At 64.1% G+C, this 17,753-nt stretch carries 13 protein-coding genes; all 13 read right to left on the bottom strand.

Going from position 1 to position 17,753, the window contains the following annotated elements; translation table 11 throughout:
• The coding region (locus JS533_RS06910; protein WP_241513707.1) for a type 1 periplasmic-binding domain-containing protein at positions 1-274 on the bottom strand (274 nt) is incomplete at its 3' end.
• A 158-nt stretch (positions 275-432) separates the two neighbouring features.
• Entirely contained in the window at positions 433-1,254 is an 822-nt protein-coding gene (locus tag JS533_RS06905) for a 3-ketoacyl-ACP reductase (protein ID WP_241513706.1), read from the bottom strand.
• A gap of 69 nt (positions 1,255-1,323) precedes the next feature.
• Positions 1,324-2,475 (bottom strand): Gfo/Idh/MocA family protein, encoded by a 1,152-nt coding sequence (locus JS533_RS06900; RefSeq protein ID WP_241513705.1) that lies wholly within the window; start codon positions 2,473-2,475, stop codon positions 1,324-1,326.
• A 280-nt stretch (positions 2,476-2,755) separates the two neighbouring features.
• Positions 2,756-4,252 carry a glycosyl hydrolase family 28 protein gene (locus JS533_RS06895; RefSeq protein WP_241513704.1) on the bottom strand — a complete coding sequence of 499 codons (1,497 nt, stop codon included), beginning with the start codon at positions 4,250-4,252 and terminating at the stop codon, positions 2,756-2,758.
• 433 nt (positions 4,253-4,685) lie between these two features.
• Positions 4,686-6,386, bottom strand: coding sequence for an extracellular solute-binding protein (locus JS533_RS06890; protein ID WP_241513703.1), 1,701 nt, complete (start codon positions 6,384-6,386; stop codon positions 4,686-4,688).
• A gap of 463 nt (positions 6,387-6,849) precedes the next feature.
• Positions 6,850-7,896 (bottom strand): LacI family DNA-binding transcriptional regulator, encoded by a 1,047-nt coding sequence (locus JS533_RS06885; RefSeq protein WP_241513702.1) that lies wholly within the window; start codon positions 7,894-7,896, stop codon positions 6,850-6,852.
• A 58-nt stretch (positions 7,897-7,954) separates the two neighbouring features.
• A complete protein-coding gene (locus JS533_RS06880) occupies positions 7,955-9,400 on the bottom strand; it encodes a glycosyl hydrolase family 28 protein (protein WP_241513701.1) in 1,446 nt (481 codons plus the stop codon).
• 179 nt (positions 9,401-9,579) lie between these two features.
• Positions 9,580-10,566 (bottom strand): carbohydrate ABC transporter permease, encoded by a 987-nt coding sequence (locus JS533_RS06875; protein ID WP_241513700.1) that lies wholly within the window; start codon positions 10,564-10,566, stop codon positions 9,580-9,582.
• Positions 10,563-11,489 carry a carbohydrate ABC transporter permease gene (locus JS533_RS06870; RefSeq protein WP_241513699.1) on the bottom strand — a complete coding sequence of 309 codons (927 nt, stop codon included), beginning with the start codon at positions 11,487-11,489 and terminating at the stop codon, positions 10,563-10,565. Before JS533_RS06870 ends, JS533_RS06875 begins: the two co-directional genes overlap by 4 nt.
• Positions 11,490-11,643: 154 nt before the next feature.
• Positions 11,644-13,002, bottom strand: a complete 1,359-nt coding sequence (locus JS533_RS06865; RefSeq protein WP_241513698.1) for an ABC transporter substrate-binding protein — start codon at positions 13,000-13,002, stop codon at positions 11,644-11,646.
• 704 nt (positions 13,003-13,706) lie between these two features.
• The gene (locus JS533_RS06860; protein ID WP_241513697.1) at positions 13,707-14,789 is read right to left on the bottom strand and encodes a hydroxyacid dehydrogenase; all 1,083 of its coding nucleotides are present in this window, start codon (positions 14,787-14,789) and stop codon (positions 13,707-13,709) included.
• A gap of 301 nt (positions 14,790-15,090) precedes the next feature.
• Positions 15,091-15,765 carry a YczE/YyaS/YitT family protein gene (locus JS533_RS06855; protein WP_241513696.1) on the bottom strand — a complete coding sequence of 225 codons (675 nt, stop codon included), beginning with the start codon at positions 15,763-15,765 and terminating at the stop codon, positions 15,091-15,093.
• A gap of 452 nt (positions 15,766-16,217) precedes the next feature.
• Entirely contained in the window at positions 16,218-17,543 is a 1,326-nt protein-coding gene (locus JS533_RS06850; RefSeq protein ID WP_241513695.1) for an MFS transporter, read from the bottom strand.
• Positions 17,544-17,753: the final 210 nt, after the last annotated feature.

Here is a 17,753-nt window from a genome sequence, read left to right as displayed (position 1 = left end):
CCGCGCCGCCGGAGAACAGCGTTTCGGCCATGTCGCGCACGGAGTCGGGGTCGCCGCCGGACAGGGTGAGCTTGTAGTAGGTCTGCTTGTCGGAGCCCGCGTTGCGTGACGTGCCGGCGTCGACGCGGTCGGTGACGATCGCGATGTCGGTCACGCCCATGTCGTACAGACGCTCGGCCGCGCAGTATCCGGCCGATCCGGTGCCGACGACGACGGCCTGCCGGTCGACGACGGGGACTTCGTGTCCGGCGATGGTCATGGTGTGCTGTGTCATTGATGTACGTTCCTTGTCATGCCGCTGCCGTGCGGAAGGTATGCGGAAAATGTGCTGATGTGCGGAACGGACACCCGTGGCTACGCGGATGTCCGTCCTGCGACTGTGATGATGATGCCGGGCCGGCGATTGCGGCCCGGACGGATGCGGGGTGCCGGTCAGAGCACCGGGATGTGCATGCCGCCGTCGACGTTGATGATGTCGCCGGTGGAGTACGGGGTGTTGCCGGAGGCGAGGATGGAGACCGCGCCGGCCACGTCGGCGGGCTTGCCCCAGCGGGTGATGGGCGCGCCGCCGTTGGCGAAGAACGCGTCGTACTTGTCCTTGACGCCGGCGGTCATGTGCGTGGCGATGATGCCCGGGCGCACCTCGTAGACGACGATGCCTTCGGGGGCGAGGCGCACGGCCCACAGCTCGGTGGCCATGTGCACGCCGGCCTTGGAGATGCAGTATTCGCCGCGGTTGATCGAGACGGTCTCGGCGGAGGTGGACGCCATGTTGATGATGGTGGCGACCGGGCCTTCCGGCGGTTCGGGCAGGTTCTCGATGGGTCCGCGCAGTTCGATGACCTTGTTGGCGAACGCCTGGGTCAGGAAGTAGGGGCCGCGCAGGTTGATGCCGAGCACGCGGTCGAAGCTTTCCGGCGTGGCCTCGAGCAGGTCCTTGCGTTCGGTCGGCGCGACGCCGGCGTTGTTGACGAGCACGTCGAGGCGCCCCCACGCCTCGACAGCGTCGTTGAGGAAGCGCTGGTGGTCTTCGGCGCTGGTGACGTCGCCCTGCACGTAGCGGACCTTGGACGGGTCGCCGGCGAGTTCGCGCAGCTCGCCGGTCACGTCGGTCGGCTCCTCGCTGCGGTCGAGGATGTCGATGTCGAAGCCGTCGGCGATGAGGCGCTTGGCGATGCCCAGGCCGATGCCCTGGCGGCCGCCGGTGATGAGCGCGACCTTGACGCCGCCGTTGATTTCGTTCTTGTCAGTCATGATTGCTGGTCCTTTCCGATTGTTCGGATTGCAAGCTTTTGCCGGCTTCGGCCGGTCTCGGGCCGGTCTTCAGTAGCGGCCTTCCGGCACGAGCACCTTGGCGCCCTTGGCGGCGGACTCGTAGCCGAGCTCGGCCAGGCGCACGCCGCGCGCGCCGGAGGCGAAGTCGTACGGGTACGGGGTGCCTTCGACGAGCGAGCGGATGTACTCCTCCCACTGGGCCTTGAAGCCGTTCTCGAAGGTCTCGTCGGTGGCGATCTCCTGCCAGTTGTCCATGTAGTGGTGCGGATCCGGCACGTCCGGGTTCCAGAACGCCTTCGGGGTGGCGTCGCGCACCTGGATCTCGGCGCCGAACAGGCCGACGACCGCGGAGCCCTTGGTGCCGTCGATCTGGAATTCGAGCAGCTCGTTGCGGTAGACGCGGGTGTTCCACGAGGAGTTCATCTGCACAGTGATGCCGTTCTCGAGCTCGAAGATCGCGTAGGCGGCGTCCTCGGCGGTGGCCTGGTAGGTGTTGCCCTTCTCGTCGACGCGCTCCGGGATCTCGGTCTTCGCCTCGGCGTACACGGACTTGACCTTGCCGAACAGGCCTTCGATCACGTAGTTCCAGTGCGGGAACATGTCGGAGATCATGCCGCCGCCGAGCTCCTTCTTGTAGTTCCAGCTCGGACGCTGGGATTCGCGCCAGTCGCCTTCGAACACCCAGTAGCCGAACTCGCCGTGGACCGAGAGGATGCGGCCGAAGAAGCCGGACTTGATGAGGCGGCGCAGCTTGAGCAGGCCGGGCAGGAACAGCTTGTCGTGCACGACGCCGGTTTTGACGCCCTTGGCCTCGGCGAGGCGCACGAGCTCGCACGCGTCCTCGTAGGTTTCGGCGAGCGGCTTTTCGGTGTAGATGTCCTTGCCGGCGGCGATGGCCTTCTTCAGGGAGTCGACGCGGGCGGAGGTGACGAGGAAGTCGGCGTACAGCGGGTAGGCCGGGTCGGCGAGCACCGAGTCGAGGTCGGTGGTGTACTTGAGGCCGCCGTGCTTCTCGGAGGCCTCCTTGAGCTTGGACTCGTGGCGTCCGACGAGGATCGGGTCGAGCTGAACGCGCGATCCGTCCGAGAGCTCCACGCCGCCCTGCTCGATGATGGGCAGGATGGAGCGGCACAGGTGCTGGCGGTAGCCCATGCGGCCGGTCGCGCCGTTGAGAATGACTCCGATGGTCTTGTCTGCCATGATTGGTTCCTTTCGCTGATTGCGGCTTTGCAGTCACGTTCTTGACTTGTTTCGTCTTCGTCCGGCGCCTGCCTCGTTTGCCGTACTACATTATTCGGCCTTATTTGGTAAGCGCTTTCCGTTGGTTTTCAATATACACCACTCCCCCAACCAACGCAAATCACGCGAAACGCCGAAAATAAAGCCCCAAATACCACAACAACCGTTTACCAAATCGGTAAACGGTTGCATATTAGTGTCTCATGACGTCGCACCGTCCGGACCGGCACGGCGGACGGGGCTATTCGATCGTCACGTCGGAGGCGTTCGCGAGCACCCGCACGTTCGCGTCGGCGAGCGTACGGCACACGACCCCGTCGCGGCGCATGTCGCGGATGCGGACATCGCGCACCGGATGCTCCGCGTCGTATCCGCCGATCAGCGACGGCTCCTCGTCGCCGGCCGTCACCGCGCCGGTGGTCACGTCCACGTCCTCGATGCGCACGTTCTCGATGAGCCGGCCCGGCGCCGGGTTGTAGTCCTTGTTCCACTTGGTCTCGATATCGAGCACACGGCCGTGGCTGATCCGTTCGATGCGGATACCCTTCCACAGCACGTCGCACACCGTGTTCTTGTCGCCCGCGCCGATCGCCATCACGCCCAGATAGTTCGGCTGGTACTCGTTGTGCTCGAGCACGTCCATATTCTCGAACGAGATGTGTTCGATCACGTCGCCGTCGTGCTCGTGGTCGCCGTGCGTGCCGATCATCATCGGATGCGCCACATCGGCCCACAGCGTGCAGCCGTGCGCATGCACGTTGCGCGAGCCGCCGCGGTACTCCCAACGCGATCCGTACACGGCGATGCAGTCGTCGGACGTACGCAGGAAGCAGTCGGCGATCTCCACGTCCTCGCACGCCATCATGTCGATGCCGTCGGACCAGCCCTCGCAGCTGAACGACTTGAGGCAGCGGATCGTCACGTCCTGCGACTTGCCCATGAACACCGAATAATGCGGCGGATTGATGAGGATCAGGTTCTCAAGCGTGACATGCTTCGAGAACGTGACCATCACGCCGTTCGTGCCGGCGAACCGCTTGAAGTCGGCCAGGTAGAGCACGCCGCGGCCGCGCACGCGCACGTGTTCGGCATGGTCGATGATCAGCGATCCCTCGATCACGGCGCCGCCCTCGAGGATCACGTCGACGTTCGACGGCAGTCGCCATTCGCCGTCGAACAGGTAGTAGTAGCCCGGTTTGATGCGCACGACGACGGGCTCGCCGTCCGTCTTGCCGGCCCGCGCGCGCTCGATCTGGTCGTTGAGCTCGGGTCCGATCGTGAGCACATGTTCGACGGTCACGTCGGCCTGGTCGTAGTCGTCGAGCAGACGGCCGGCGAGGATGTGCAGGTTGTGATGACGTTCGCGGTTGAGTTCGACGCTCAGGTTGGCGGGATGGTCGAGCGTGAACGTGACGCGGTTCGGCTCGACGTGCGGCTCGATGCCGACGGACAGCGGACGCACGTCGGCGCGGTACGTGTAGAACCAGCCGTTGACCGCGACTTCGACCTCGACGCGGCCGGAGAAGTCGAAGTAGCACATCGACGACTCCTGCACGTAGTGCGAGTCGACTTTGACGCGGTAGACCGGGACGGTCCGCCAGCCTTCGGCGCTCGCGTCGTCGTCGGCCGGGACTTCGCCGGCGGCGAGCGGACGGACGCGGACGTTGTATTCGCGGCGCAGCACCGCGCCTGCCGGGGCCGGGTAGACGCGGATGGCGCCGGCGTTGGATGTATTCATGATGATCGCCTTTCGTGATGATGGTTCGTTCTATTGCGCCGTTCCGCCGCGCCGCGGCGCCGTCACGATGGATGCACGGCCGGTGTCGTGCGGGGCATGACGGATGGGTATGACGGAGGGCGCGGCATGGCACCGCAGGACACGAACGATGGTTGCGCAAACTCACTACGTAACCAGTTACTCTCTTGATATCCAGCATACCCCGTTTGACGCAACACCGCACGCCGGACAGGCGAAGGGGCGGGCGGCGCTTCACGCGTCGCTCGCCCCTTCCCTGGCTGTTCCTGCTGACACCCCCGTCAGAAGGAAGCATCATCGCGGTTCTTCCATATGGTCCATGCGGGAGCCCGAACGGAGAGACCGCCCGTCCGATCCCCGACCGGCAACGGGCCGGATATATCGGGATATCGGGCATCACGGGCAAGGCCGCCCGTCAGAGCATCTCGACCTTGTCGAAGAACTTCTCGGCGTAGCCGGTCTCGAACTTGACGAGCTTGTCGTAGCCGAGCGACTTGGCCTTCTTGACCATCTCCTTCTCGAGGCTGTTGAACTCGGAGTCGGAGTTGGCGTAGATCATCTTCCAGGAGTACTGCTTGATGACGTCGCCGACTTGGCTCTTGATGACCTTGTCCTGGTCGCTGTACTCGATGGACGGCAGATCCGGGGTCTTGAAGCCCTTGACCTGACCCTTCTTGATCAGGTATTCCTGCACGTTGAGCGCGCCGTCGTGGTCGGCGGTCCACTCCTTGTCGAGGGAGCTGGCGTTGTCCTTGAGGTAGGAGTCCCACTGGTTGTAGACCACCGGGAAGTCATAGTCCTTGCCGGTCGGCGTGCCGGTGGAGGTGTTCACACGGGCCTTGAAGGTGTCCTGAACCTTGCCGCCGCCGTCCTTCGCGGGCACTTCGGCGTTCCAGTCGCCCTTGCCGAGGTCGGTCAGCTCCGGCTGGCCCTGCGCGTTGCGCTTCCACAGCACGCCCTCCGGGCCGTTCTCAAAGCCGAAGGAGCCCTCGTCGCCGTACATGAAGTTGAGGAACTTCACGGCGTTGTCCTTGTTCTTGGAACTCTTGGCGAGACCCCAGAACCAGTTGGAGCCGAGCGTCGAGGTGGCCTGATAGCTCATCGCGTCGTCGCTGGGGACGCGCTCGTAGCCCTTGTTCTGCGCGGTCATGTCCTTGTTGACCGGATTGTAGTTGAGGTTGCCGAGGTAGCCGTACACCCACATCGCGGACTGGCCCTTCTCGGCCTTCTTCATGTAGTCATCCCAGGTCTGGGTGGCGGAATCCGGGTCGAGCATGCCGTCCTGGTGGATGGAGTTGGCCCACTTGAGCGCGGTCAGATAGGTGCCGCCGTCGGCGAGGATGTCCTCGACCTTCTTGGTCTCCGGCTGCAGGTTGATGAAGTCGTAGGAGTTCACGCCGTCGTTGGTGATCCAGCCGAGTTCGGTGGCGATGGAGCGCAGCTGGCCGGCGGAGGTGGTGTCCCAGCCGCCGAACAGGCTCAGCGCGTACATGTTGTCGCCCTTCTCGGTCTTGGAGTGGGCCTTGGCCATGGACTCGGCCACATCCTTGTAATCCCAGTAGGTCTTGACCTCCGGGGAGCCGAGCTCCTTGTAGTAGTCGTAGCGGAAGCTCGGCACGTTGACCGGGTCGCCCTTGCCGAGCTCGGCCTTCTGCGCCGCGCCGGCCGGGATGGCGTACACCTTGCCGGAGTCCATCTTGGTCATGCGGTTGATCGCGTCGGTGAAGCGGAACGCGTTCGGCAGCTTGTCCTTGTACGCGCTCAGATCCTCGACCGCGCCGGCGTCGATGGCCTGCTTGAGCGAATCGCGGCTGTTGAACGCGATCAGGTCGCCGAGCTGGCCGGTGGTGAGCTTGGTCTGGAAACGGTCGGTGCCGCCGACGGTGGACGGGGTGACCTTGACGGTCAGACCGGTCTTGTCCTTGAGCCACTTGCCGACGTAGCCGTCGAGCGTGCCTTCGTAGGTGGCGTTCTGCGTGAAGATGGAGATCTCATCGGAACCGCCCGCGGCGGTGCTGCCGCCGCATGCGGCCAGCGGGACGATCATGGCGATGCCGGCCACGGCTGCGATGCCGGCGACCGCCTTCTTGCCGGTCCAACGTGAAGACTTGGTCATTGTTGCTTCCCTTGCTCGAAACTTCTTCGGTTCAGCGCCGCTTCCGAACTATTCCAATGTGTCTTTGAATCCATTCAAAAGCGGAACTAGTTACATTAAAGCGCCCTTCTTGAATCGTGTCAAGAAACGTTTCCAATCGGCGTTTCGCGCCATTTTCCAACAAAAAAGCGTCATCTAGCTACACAAACCATGCGCTCGATAATTGCGTAACAGATTACGTAACAACTCTAACGGCGTGAGTACTCCGCCATCAACGACTTTCGCATCCGTCGTCATATCCCGTCATAACGCATCATGACCGGCAGATATCTCTCATTGATAGGCCCGTAGCAAGAGATATCTGCCACAAAAGGGACACCGACCATCCATTCGGATTAGACGCCGCCACAAGGGGACTCGCGGGTCAGCAATACCCCATATCCGAACGCGATTCCCCGCGACTCTGGAACCGCCACGTCAGCCGTCAGTCCGCCGAGGCGGACTCCCCCGCGGACTCCTTCGCCACCAGCGAGCATCCCGCCGTCACGCGGCGCGGCTCACCGTCGTACGTGCCGTCGATGCGCTCGATCAGCATGCCCAGCCCCTTGTTCACCAGATCCGGCACATCGAGCGCGACCGTGCTCAGCCGCGGCACCGTGAACTCGCCCACGGTCACGCCGTCCGATCCGACGACCATCACGTCGTCCGGCACGCGCGCGCCGGCGTCCGCAAGCCCGCGGATCAGGCCGATGGCCAGCGAATCGTTGCAGCAGACGACGCCGTCCACGTCAAGCCGCCCGTCGCACGCAAGCCCGCGACCGACGTCGACGCCCACGAAATACCGCCAGTCGACGGGAATCAGCCATTCGGGCCGCACCGCAAGTCCGGCCTCCTCCATGGCCTGCAGGTAGCCTTCCAGCCGCAGCGAGCGCGCGCTGTCCTCCCCCGAGCCGGCCGCGACCTGCAGATCGGACCGGTCGGCGCCGACGAACGCGATCCTGCGGCATCCGCGCTCGATCAGGTAGCGTGTGGCGATCAGCGACGACTCGCGGTGCGGCATGACGACCGTGTCGAACGCCGGCCGCTTGGACAGATCGTCCAGCAGCACGATCGCACGGTTGCCGTTCAGCCGGTCGATCACGTCCTTCGGCAGTCCGAACGCGTCCAGCAGCATGCCGTCGCACGACTGGCTGTTGATCTCGCCGACCGCGTCGCGCAGCGTGCGCGAATCCTGCTCGGTCTGCATCACCAGCGACCGGTAGCCGCGATCGGAGCAGGCGTGCTTGACGTGCGTGACCATCTTCGCGTAGATCGACGAGACGTCGAGGCCGCGCACGACCAGCTCGATCACGCCGGTCCTGCCGTATTTGAGGCTGCGCGCGGCCATGTTCGTCGCGTATCCGAGCTCGTTCGCGGCCTTGCGCACGCGCTCGTCGGTCCATTTCGAGACGTGCCGCCCGCCGCGCAGCACGTACGAGACGGTCGCCGGCGAGACCCCGGCGCGTTCCGCGACATCCTTCAGCGTGACCATCGAGCCCCTTTCACCGTCGTCCGACCTGCGCGATCATGCCGCACACGTACGGAGCATCTCACGAAATGGAGACGTCGCCCACGTACCGTCCCACCACGACGTTCGCGTCGGCGAGCGTCAGGCACGGCCTGCCGTCGCGGCGCATGTTGCGGATGCGCACGTTCCCGACCGGGTGCGCCTCGTCGTAGCCGTGGATGAGCGACGGTTCCTCGCCGTCGCCGACGGTCACGTCAATGTTCTCGAACAGGATGTCGTCGATGAGCCGGCCCGGCGCGGGATTGTACGTCGGGTTGCGGCGCACCTCGAGGTCGAGCACGCGGCCGTGTTCGAACGGTTCGATGCAGAAGTCGCGGAACGTGACGTCGCGCACGGTGTTCTTGTCGCCCGCGTTGATCGTCATCACGCCCAGATAGTCCATCTGGTATTCGTGATGTTCGAGCACGTCGATGCGTTCGAACAGCACGTGCTCGATCACGTCGCCGTCGTGCGCGTGGTCGCCGTGCGTGCCGATGTTGATCGGATGGGCGACGTCGGCCCACAGCACGCAATCGCGCACGACGACGTCGCGCGTGTCGCCGTACCAGTCCCAGCGGCTGCCGTACAGCGCGATGCAGTCGTCCGAATTGCGCAGGAAGCAGCGTTCGATGAGCACGTCGCGGCATGACATCATGTCGATGCCATCGCCCCAGCCCTCGCAGCTGAACGCCTTGACGTTGCGTATCGTAATGCCCTGCGAGGCTCCGGCGCACACCGAATAGTGCGGCGGATCGACCAGCGCGAGGCCGTCGATCTCGATGTCGCGGCTGGAGTCGATGCGAATCGCCCCGACACCGGTCTGCTTGGCCATGAACGCGAGGTCGAGGATGCCGCGGCCGCGCACGCGCACGTCCTCGGCATGGTCGATGACGATGCCGCCCTGCAGCACGACGCCGCCGGCGAGGTACACGTCGGTGTGCGACGGGACGTGCCAGATCGTCTCGCCGATGCCGTAGCAGCCGGGTTTCACGAACAGCGTGCGCCGGCGGCCCGGTTCGGGTTCGCCCAGTTTGGCGAGTTCGCCGTTGGGGGCGAACGTGCCGATGCGCTTGGGATCGGCCGTGACGACCAGGTCGGCGTCCGCCTCGATCGCGGCCTCGTCCTCGATGGGGCCGGCGAAGACGTGCAGGTTGTGGAAGCGCTCCTTGTTGAGTTCCACGGACAGGTTGGCGGGTCGCTCGAGCGTGAACGTGAGCTTTTTCGCGTCGTCGAAGTGCGGTTCGATGCCGTAGCTTAAGGGACGGATCGCCGCGGTGTAGATCGAGTAGAAGCGTTTGACGCTCACCTCGACCTCGACCGGCTCGTCCATGTCGAAGATCACCATCGACGCCTCGCGCACGTCGTGCATGTCGACCTTGACGTGGTACGTGTCGAGCGTGGTCCATTCGCCGCCGGACAGCGGGCGGACTCGTACGAGGAATTCATTGCGCAGATTGGCCCCGGCGGGGGCGGGATAGGTTCTGATCATGATGGGTTACGCCTGTATGTGTGTGGGTATGGGGGTATGCGTGCGGGTGGGATGGGGGAAAGATGAGGAAGCCTCCCGCCCGAGCAAGGGAGAGGGCGGGAGGACGGTTGGTTCCCGTTTCGCCGGGTGTGCGTCGGATGCGGCCGGGTCGGATCGCCGCGCCGACCTCAGTCGTACCGCTACTTGAGACTGCCGACGGTGACGCCGGACTTCCAGTAGCGCTGCATCGCGATCATCAGGATCACGACGGGGATCATCGAGATGAACGCGCCGGTGATGACCAGCATCGTCAGGTCGTACTGCGAGTCCGTGCCGCGGGCCAGCCACGACTGCAGGCCGAGCATGACGGTCCACTTGTGGTAGTCCTTGAGGAAGATCATCGGCCACATGAACGAGTTCCACGAGCCGACGAAATGCAGCAGGAAGATCGTCGCGGCCGGCGTGACCATCAGCCTCCACGAGATCTCGGTGAAGATCCGGTACTCGCCCGCGCCGTCGATGCGGGCGGCCTCCATGAGCTCGTCCGGCACCGCGCCCTCGGCGTACACCTTCGCCAGATACGCGTCCATCGGCGTGAAGCAGGCCGGCAGGATCATTACCCACCAGTTGTCGTACAGGCCGACCTTCTGGAACAGGATGAACGAGGGCACCGTCAGCAGCGTGCCGGGGATGATGAACGAGGCCATGATCAGACCCATCACGAGCCGCTTGCCGAAGAACCGGTACTTGGCCAGCGCGTAGCCGGCGGCCACGGTGATCACCATCGCGCCCGCCGACGTGACGGTGGACAGCCACACCGTGTTCCACAGCCATGTCGCGTAGATGCCGTCCTGGTACGTGAACAGGTCGTGCAGGTTCTCGAACAGGTTGAACTTGCCGGCGAACCACAGGCCGTTCGTCGTGTAGATCGTGCTCGTCGACTTCGTGACGGCCACGACCAGCCACCACAGGGGCGCCACCGCGTAGAACGCGAGCAGCACCAGCAGGCCCAGCACCAGCCACTTGGACGTGCCCTTGACCTGGTTCGCGGTCGACTCGCCCGACTGGTCGGCCAACCGGTCGCGGCGGCGGCGCTCCAGCCAGCCGCCGAGGCCGCCGTGGCCGCCGGACTCCGCCTTGTGGCCGGACACCTTGCCGGACATCTTGGAAATCGCCACGTCGCTCATACCTTATTCACCTTTCCCTGCAGCACGTACACGCCGATCGACGCGACGCACAGCACGGCCGCCAGCAGCAGCGACAGCGCGGTCGCATAGTTGATGTTGCCCACCTGGAACGCCTGGTTGTAGATCATCATCGCCGGCGTGAAGTCCTTGGTGATCGTCTGCGGGCTGATCGAACGGAAGAAGTACGGTTGATCGAACAGCTGCAGCGTGCCGATCACGGCGAACAGCGTCGTGAACGTGACCGAACTGACCATGTACGGCACCTTGATCGAGAACGCGATGCGCACCTCGGACGCGCCGTCCAGACGCGCCGCCTCGATCACCTCGCCCGGGATCGACTGCAGCGAGCCGTACATGATGAGCATGTTGAATCCGAGGCCGGCCCACACGGCCATCTGGCCCATCGAGAACCATACGAGGTTCGAATCGAAGAAGTTGATGCCGGTCCACTTGAACGGGCTGGTGGTCGGGCTGTACAGGTAGATCCAGATGATCGTCTGCACCACGCCCGGGGTCATGTACGGCAGGAGCAGCAGGATGCGGAACTTGCCGGCCGTCCTGGCCTTGACCGAATCGATGAGCAGGGCCATGCACATCGACAGGAACTGGGTGAGCGGCACCATGATGATGCCGTAGAGGGCCACGCGGCCGAACCCGACCCAGAACGTGGTGTCGCCCGCGGCCTTGACGATGTTCGCCAGGCCCACGAACGTCTCCTTCGCCTCGCCCAGGCCGAGGCCGGACTTCTGCTTGTTGTACGCCACCACGCGGAACGACATGATGATCGGGGTGATCACGAAGAACACGAAGCCGCAGAAGAACGGGACGACGAACGACGCGCCCTTTGCGGCCTGCAGGATGCGCCACGGGACGTGCCGGGCGCCCGGGCCGCCGCTGGGCGCGGCCACTGTGCTGTCAGCCATGACAAACCTTCTTTTGTTGAAATCGGAAACCGGGAAACCCGGAAAACGAATGGTCCGCCGCCGCAGGGCGTGCGCCCTCCTGGCCGTTTGGGCCGCGACGGGCGCGCGGCGGCGGACATGTCATTGTGCAGGGACTCGCGTATCGGGACGGGCGTCAGCCTTCCTTGACGTTGATGCCCTTGTCCTTGAGGTCGTTGACGATGAACTTCTGGACGTTCTTGATCGCGTCCTTGAGCGTGATCTGCTTGGCCACGGCCTTGCCCCACTGGTCCTGCAGCTCCGGGAACCACGCGTCGTAGTCCGGGCCGAGATCGAAGCCGCCCATGGCGTTCTGCGCCGCGTTGAGGATGACCTTCTTGGCCTCGTCGTCGTTGCTGTAGAACTTGTCCGGGATGGCCTCGTCGATGTACTTCTCGACGTCGAGGTTGGCCTTGTCGGTGCGGCCCGCCGGCACGCCGAGGGTGTTGGTGTCGGGGTCGCGGCCGGCCTCGTAGCCTTCGGGGGTGTTCTGCCAGTTGATCCACTTGATCACGGCTTCCTGGTGCTCCTTGCTGGTGCCCTTCGGGATGAACGCGACCTGGCTGATGATGCCCGGCACGTTGTCCTTGCCGGCCACGACCTGCGGGAAGTTGCCCGCCTCCCACTTGCCGGAGGTGTTCGGCATGTTGGTCTTGTAGCCGGTGCTCGACCAGTAGGCCAGCGTGGTCATGCCGAGCTTGCCGGAATCGAAGTAGTTGTACAGGGCGGGCTTGTCCTGGTAGGTCTGGTGCGAGACCATGTCGCCGTCGATGAGCGTCTGGATGATGTCGACGGCCTTGTCGGTGCCCTCGTCCTGCATGTTCACGACCCAGTTGTCGCCATCGATGGAGAACCACTTGGCGCCGGCCGCCTGCGCGATCTGCATGAAGCCGGACGGATCCTCGCCGGCCAGGTTCATCACGGTGCCGCCGTCGGCCTTCATCTTCTCGCCGAGCGCGATCACGTCGTCCCACGTCTTCGGGGCGTCGACGCCGTACTTGGCGAGCACGTCGGTGTTGAAGATGGCGTAGGTGCCGTCGGCCACTCCCGGCAGGCCGTAGTACTTGCCGTCGAGGGAGGCGTTGGCCTTGGCCGCGTCGGTGTACTTCGGCAGCAGCGGCTGGATGGCGTCGGTGATGTCCTCGGCCCAGCCGTTGGACACGTTGGTGGTCAGCGGCGCGAAGCCCTGCACGAAGTCGGGCAGCTTGCTCTTGGCCTCGAACGCGTTGCGGAAGTTCTGCTGGGTGGCGGTGTTGGACGCCTGCAGCACGTACTTGACCTTGACCTCGTTCTGCGACTTGTTAAACTTGTCGATGGCGATGTGCGCGTTCTTGTCCCAGCCCCACGCCTCGATCTCGACGGGTCCGTTCGACGTGGAGGACGATGCGGACGAATCGTTGGACGACGTGTTGCCGCAGGCCGCGGCTCCCAGCAGGCAGGCGGCGGATGCGACGACGGCGGTGATCCGCTTGACCGACTTCATTGGCTTCATCATGTGCCTTTCCCATACTCGCCCGCCAGCTCTGGCGGACGACGTTTCTTAGCGTTATGAAATTCATAGCGTTATGAATTTCATAACGCTATGAATATAACGCGGAAATCCCTTTCCGTCAATATCGCAACACGCCGAGCGAAAGCGCGACCGGTCGACGCCGACCCATACGTCCACGCAACAGTACCGGGCACTACAATCCACCGCGCAACTCGGCATTCGAAGGCCCGAGGTCACGCGATGGCATTTCGACCGGTTTTGCCATCGCGTGATCACAACCCAGATCACGCGATGGAATTGACCCGTTTCAATCCATCCCGTGACCTCGTCAACAGGGCTTGAAAAGCAGTTTCCAGGTCACGCGATGGCAAATACCACCCGTGACGCCATCGCGTGACCGACCGCTTGCTCACGCGATGGCAGAACCGCTCGTTTTTCCATCCCGTGACCCCCCTTACGCGAGTTTCGAGGTCACGCGATGGAATCGGCACGATTCAATCCATCGTATGAACAAACAGCCAGTCACGCGATGGAAAAATCCCCCATTCTTCCATCGCGTGACCCAACCCCCGATATTCGACATCAAGCCCGCCGGCGGCATTGCACAGCACCCGCAGCGCGCTCCCCTACACCCCTCAGCGCTCCTCGCGGCACCCGAGCGAGCGTTCGGACGCGCATGCAACGCCTCGCAGACCGCGGATAGCGGATCAGTACTCCTCGCGGTACCTGAGCGGACGCCCCGCGGCGGCACGTGCAAGCTCCTCGGCCACGTTCAACCCCATCGCATGCAGCTCCGAACCGGTCGATCCGGCGATGTGCGGGGTGAGGATCACGTTCGGCATGTCCCACAGCGGCGAGTCGCTCGGCAGCGGCTCGGGCCAGGTCACGTCGAGGATCGCGTTGATGCGGCCCGTCTTGAGTTCCGCGATCAGCGCATCGTGGTCGACGACGCGGCCGCGCGCCGAGTTGAGCAGCGTCGCGCCGTCCTTCATCAGCGCGAGTTCGCGCGCGCCGATCATGCCACGCAGGGGCGGAATGTCAGGAGCGTGCAGCGAAACGATGTCCGACTGCGCGAGCAGCGTGTCAAGGTCGGCCTTGGTCGCGCCGTACGACGCCGCCTCGTCGGCGGACATGTCGATCGCGTACGCGAGCACGTCGAGCCGGGTCATCTGCAGCATGGCCATAAGCCGACGGCCGATGCGCGACGATGCGCACACGAGTCCGACCGTTTTCTCGTAGTTGCCGACGTGCTCGAACACGCTCTGCACATCGACCCACGCACCCCAGCCGCGCTGCTCGTGGTACATGCGTTCGGCGCGGAAGAACTGCTTGTTGGCGAGCAGGATGTTCGCGAAGCAGTATTCGGCGACCGGCAGTCCGTTGATATAGCCGGAGTTCGACAGTTCGATGCCGCGCGACTTGGCGGCGCGTGCGGCCGTGTCGTCGGTGAAGATGCGGGACGCTGCGCCGCTGGCGGCGAAGATGGCCTTGAGGTTCGGCATGGCGTCGAGCACGGCCTCGTCGATCAGCTTCTCGCCGCCCCAGCCGGTGATGATGTAGTCGGCGCGGGCGATGCGTTCGGCGTTCGCTGGGTCGTGGAAGTCCTCGACGACGACCGGACGACCGGTTTCGTCGCGATCCCAGTCGGCGACGGCGCCGAGTTCATGCCATGCGTCGCGTCCCATGATCTTGTCGATCAGATCGGCGGGACGGAACGAGAATACGACGAACGGCTTGTCTCCCCGCCGGGTTTCCGCCATGCCCGACATGTGCACCGACTCCTGTGCCATACGACGCTCCTTCGATGATGTTCACGCACCTCAGCGTTCAAACGTTCAAACTTGGCCAATCACTTCGCCGATTGATTGTACATCGATCGAAAGCGCTTTCCGACAGTTTGCCACGTCTTGCATGCGCGTCCCGCACAAGGAGAGAACCGCTTGGATCGGCATGGCGACAAAACTTGTGGCGAGAGCGGCGGCAATCGCGCCGCCCAAGACCGTTTACGACCGCACGGCCGCTCGTTCAGGACCGCTCGTTCAGGACCGCTCGCCCAAGACCACTCACGACCGCTCGTTCACTGCCGCTCACTCACGACCGCTCACTCACGACAGCAGGGCGGACGGTTAGGCGTGGCTTTGCCGGGACGAACCGGCAGAAACAGTTGATCAGATTGACGATCTGACCGGTGATGACCGCGGCCACGACCGTGCCGACGCCAAGGCCGTCGATGCGGCCGAAGAACACGAACGACATGATGCCGGCGATGATGACCAGCGAGACGTCGAAGCAGACCTTGACCGTGCCGAACCGCACCTTGGTCACGGTCGCGAAGGCGTTCACCACGCCCTCGCCGGGCACCATGATGAGTCCGGGCGCGACCTCCATGCAGATGCCGAGCGCCAGGATCACGCAGCCGAGCAGCAATCCGACGCCTTGGCTCCACCACGTATCCGGCACGAACCATGCGAGCAGACGCATGCTCACGTCCAGCGTGCCCGCGAACCAGAACGTGACCGCCAGCTGCAGATACTGGACGGGATGGAAATCGCGACGCAGCAGGGCGATCTCGATGACAAGAAACGCCACGTTGACCGCGAAGGTCGTGACGCCGAAGCTGATCTGGGGGAAGCGCAGCGTCGTCACCCACGCGATGCCCGAGATCGGCGAGGTGCCGAGATCGCTTTTCGTGATGAGTGCGATGCCGAACGATTCGATGGCGATGCCGACGAGAAAGCAGGTGATTCGCTTGGCAAGATATGGCACGTCCGTTCCTTTCCTCCCCTGTGCGATCCGTGTGTGCCGCGAGCACTTGGACTCGGGCATCGTTTCGCCGGATCGTCGTCAGCGACCGGGGAAACACGGACGCTTTGTGCAACCTGACTCTCACTATACCACAGTTCGGTAAGCGCTTACCATACAAGAAACCAATTTAATAAGCAGTTCATCTAATATGTGATCAACCTAACAGCAAGCGCTTACCTAAATGGCCGGTAATCAGACACGCACCGGCCGAGCCAAGGCCAGCAACCCGGCCAAGCGGACATCAACAGGGGCAACCGGATTGTCCAGGATTGCGGTCCACGGCGACGAACCGTTCGCCTCGGACCGCAACGACACACAATGACACGCAACGACATGTCAGCATGGCCGAAAGACTGAGCCGTTCGCCCAAGACGGTCACGACCGCCGGCGCGACAACATCCAGTCCCGGACAGTCAGTCCCGCCCGATGCGCGAGCCGAAGAACGCGTACCACGCGTCATACAGGAACAGCGGCACCATCGCGAGCATGGCCATCTCGATGCCGGCCGCATCCTGAATCATGCCGAGCACGAACGGGATCACCGCGCCGCCGACGATACTCATCACGACGATCGACGAGCCGGTCTTCGCGGCCGCACCGGTCGCGCCGCGCAGAGTCAGCGAGAAGATCGTCGGATAGCCGATCGAGACGAACAGGAACGAGACGAGCAGCGCGATCACGGACACGCGTCCCAGGCCAAGGAACACGACGATCATCAGCGCCGCGCCGGCCAGCATGTACCAGCCGAGGATCTTCGCCGGATCGAACCGGGCCATGAGCGGCGTGGTGATGAACCGGCCGAGCGTGAACAGCAGCGCCATGACCGACAGCAGCGTGGTGGCGAGGCCGGTCGTGATGCCCTCGCCCCAATGCTTGAGCGCGTAGGCGGCGAACATGGCCATGCCGCCGGTCTGGATGCCGAGGAACATGAACTGCGCGAGCACGCCCAGAGTGAAATACGGGCGGTGCAGCAGATTGGCAAACGATCCGCTGCCCTGAGCCGCACCCGACGCCGCACCTGTGCCCGAATCGTCGGCCGCATCGTCGTCGCCGGGCGGCGTCGGCAGCTTGACGGCCACGAAGATGATCAGCAGCACGGCGAGCGCGATGCCGATGGTCATGTAGATGCCGCGCGTGTCGGAGAGGAACTTGGTCTTCGCCGCGTCGAATCCCGGTTCGCCGGGCGCGACGGTATCCGACAGGATCCGGCCGAGGATGAGCGGGCCGACGACGGTGCCGATGCCGTTGAAGCTCTGCGCGAGATTCAGACGGAACGATTCGCCCTTCTCGTCGCCGAGCTTGGTGATGTACGGGTTGCAGTTCGCCTCGAGCGAGGCCGCGCCCAGCGCGACGACGAACATGGCCAGCAGGAACAGGATGTAGCTGGATGTGCTCGTGGCCGGCGCGACGATGAACGAGCCGATCACGAACAGGGCGAGGCCGCAGATGATGCCGCCCTTGTAGCCGAACCGCCGCGCGATGAGACCGGCGGGGATCGCCATGACGAAGTACGCGCTGTAGTAGGCCACCTGCAGCAGCGATGACTGGGCGCTGCTGAGCTGCATGTAGTTGCCGATCGGCGTGTTCAGGGCGTTGACGAGGTTCATGGTCAGGCCCCACACGAAGAACAGCGAGGTGACCAGTCCGATCGCGACGGCAACGGCCGTCTTCGATGACCGGGACGATGCCGGCGATGCCTTCTTGCCGTCGGAATGTGTACGTGCGCTGCCGTTCGCCATCGTCGTGCCTCTCTATCCGCCCGATACCGCGCCCGACTGCGGCGGCCCGTAACGGGCATCGCCGGCCAGGTCGGGTGCATCAAGTCTAGCGGAAGCCCAGAACCGCGCGACACGACGCCCCGGCATCCGTGTGCGGACGTCATGAGGCCGTTCCGAACGGCAAACGGCCGAAACCGAACCCACACGTGGTGCAAGGGACTCGGTTTCGGC

Origin of the sequence: Bifidobacterium amazonense, from assembly GCF_018555435.2 — a bacterium.
Taxonomy (GTDB): Bacteria; Actinomycetota; Actinomycetes; order Actinomycetales; family Bifidobacteriaceae; genus Bifidobacterium; species Bifidobacterium amazonense.
Note: the sequence above shows the minus strand (reverse complement) of the source record. Positions and strands in the feature narration are given on the sequence as shown.

Coding starts and splice junctions, on each gene's coding strand:
- JS533_RS06890 (WP_241513703.1), bottom strand. CDS start 6,386: ATGACCAAGTCTTCACGTTGGACCGGCAAGAAGGCGGTCGCCGGCATC.
- JS533_RS06880 (WP_241513701.1), bottom strand. CDS start 9,400: ATGATCAGAACCTATCCCGCCCCCGCCGGGGCCAATCTGCGCAATGAA.
- JS533_RS06875 (WP_241513700.1), bottom strand. CDS start 10,566: ATGAGCGACGTGGCGATTTCCAAGATGTCCGGCAAGGTGTCCGGCCAC.
- JS533_RS06900 (WP_241513705.1), bottom strand. CDS start 2,475: ATGGCAGACAAGACCATCGGAGTCATTCTCAACGGCGCGACCGGCCGC.
- JS533_RS06870 (WP_241513699.1), bottom strand. CDS start 11,489: ATGGCTGACAGCACAGTGGCCGCGCCCAGCGGCGGCCCGGGCGCCCGG.
- JS533_RS06850 (WP_241513695.1), bottom strand. CDS start 17,543: ATGGCGAACGGCAGCGCACGTACACATTCCGACGGCAAGAAGGCATCG.
- JS533_RS06885 (WP_241513702.1), bottom strand. CDS start 7,896: ATGGTCACGCTGAAGGATGTCGCGGAACGCGCCGGGGTCTCGCCGGCG.
- JS533_RS06905 (WP_241513706.1), bottom strand. CDS start 1,254: ATGACTGACAAGAACGAAATCAACGGCGGCGTCAAGGTCGCGCTCATC.
- JS533_RS06895 (WP_241513704.1), bottom strand. CDS start 4,252: ATGAATACATCCAACGCCGGCGCCATCCGCGTCTACCCGGCCCCGGCA.
- JS533_RS06860 (WP_241513697.1), bottom strand. CDS start 14,789: ATGGCACAGGAGTCGGTGCACATGTCGGGCATGGCGGAAACCCGGCGG.
- JS533_RS06865 (WP_241513698.1), bottom strand. CDS start 13,002: ATGATGAAGCCAATGAAGTCGGTCAAGCGGATCACCGCCGTCGTCGCA.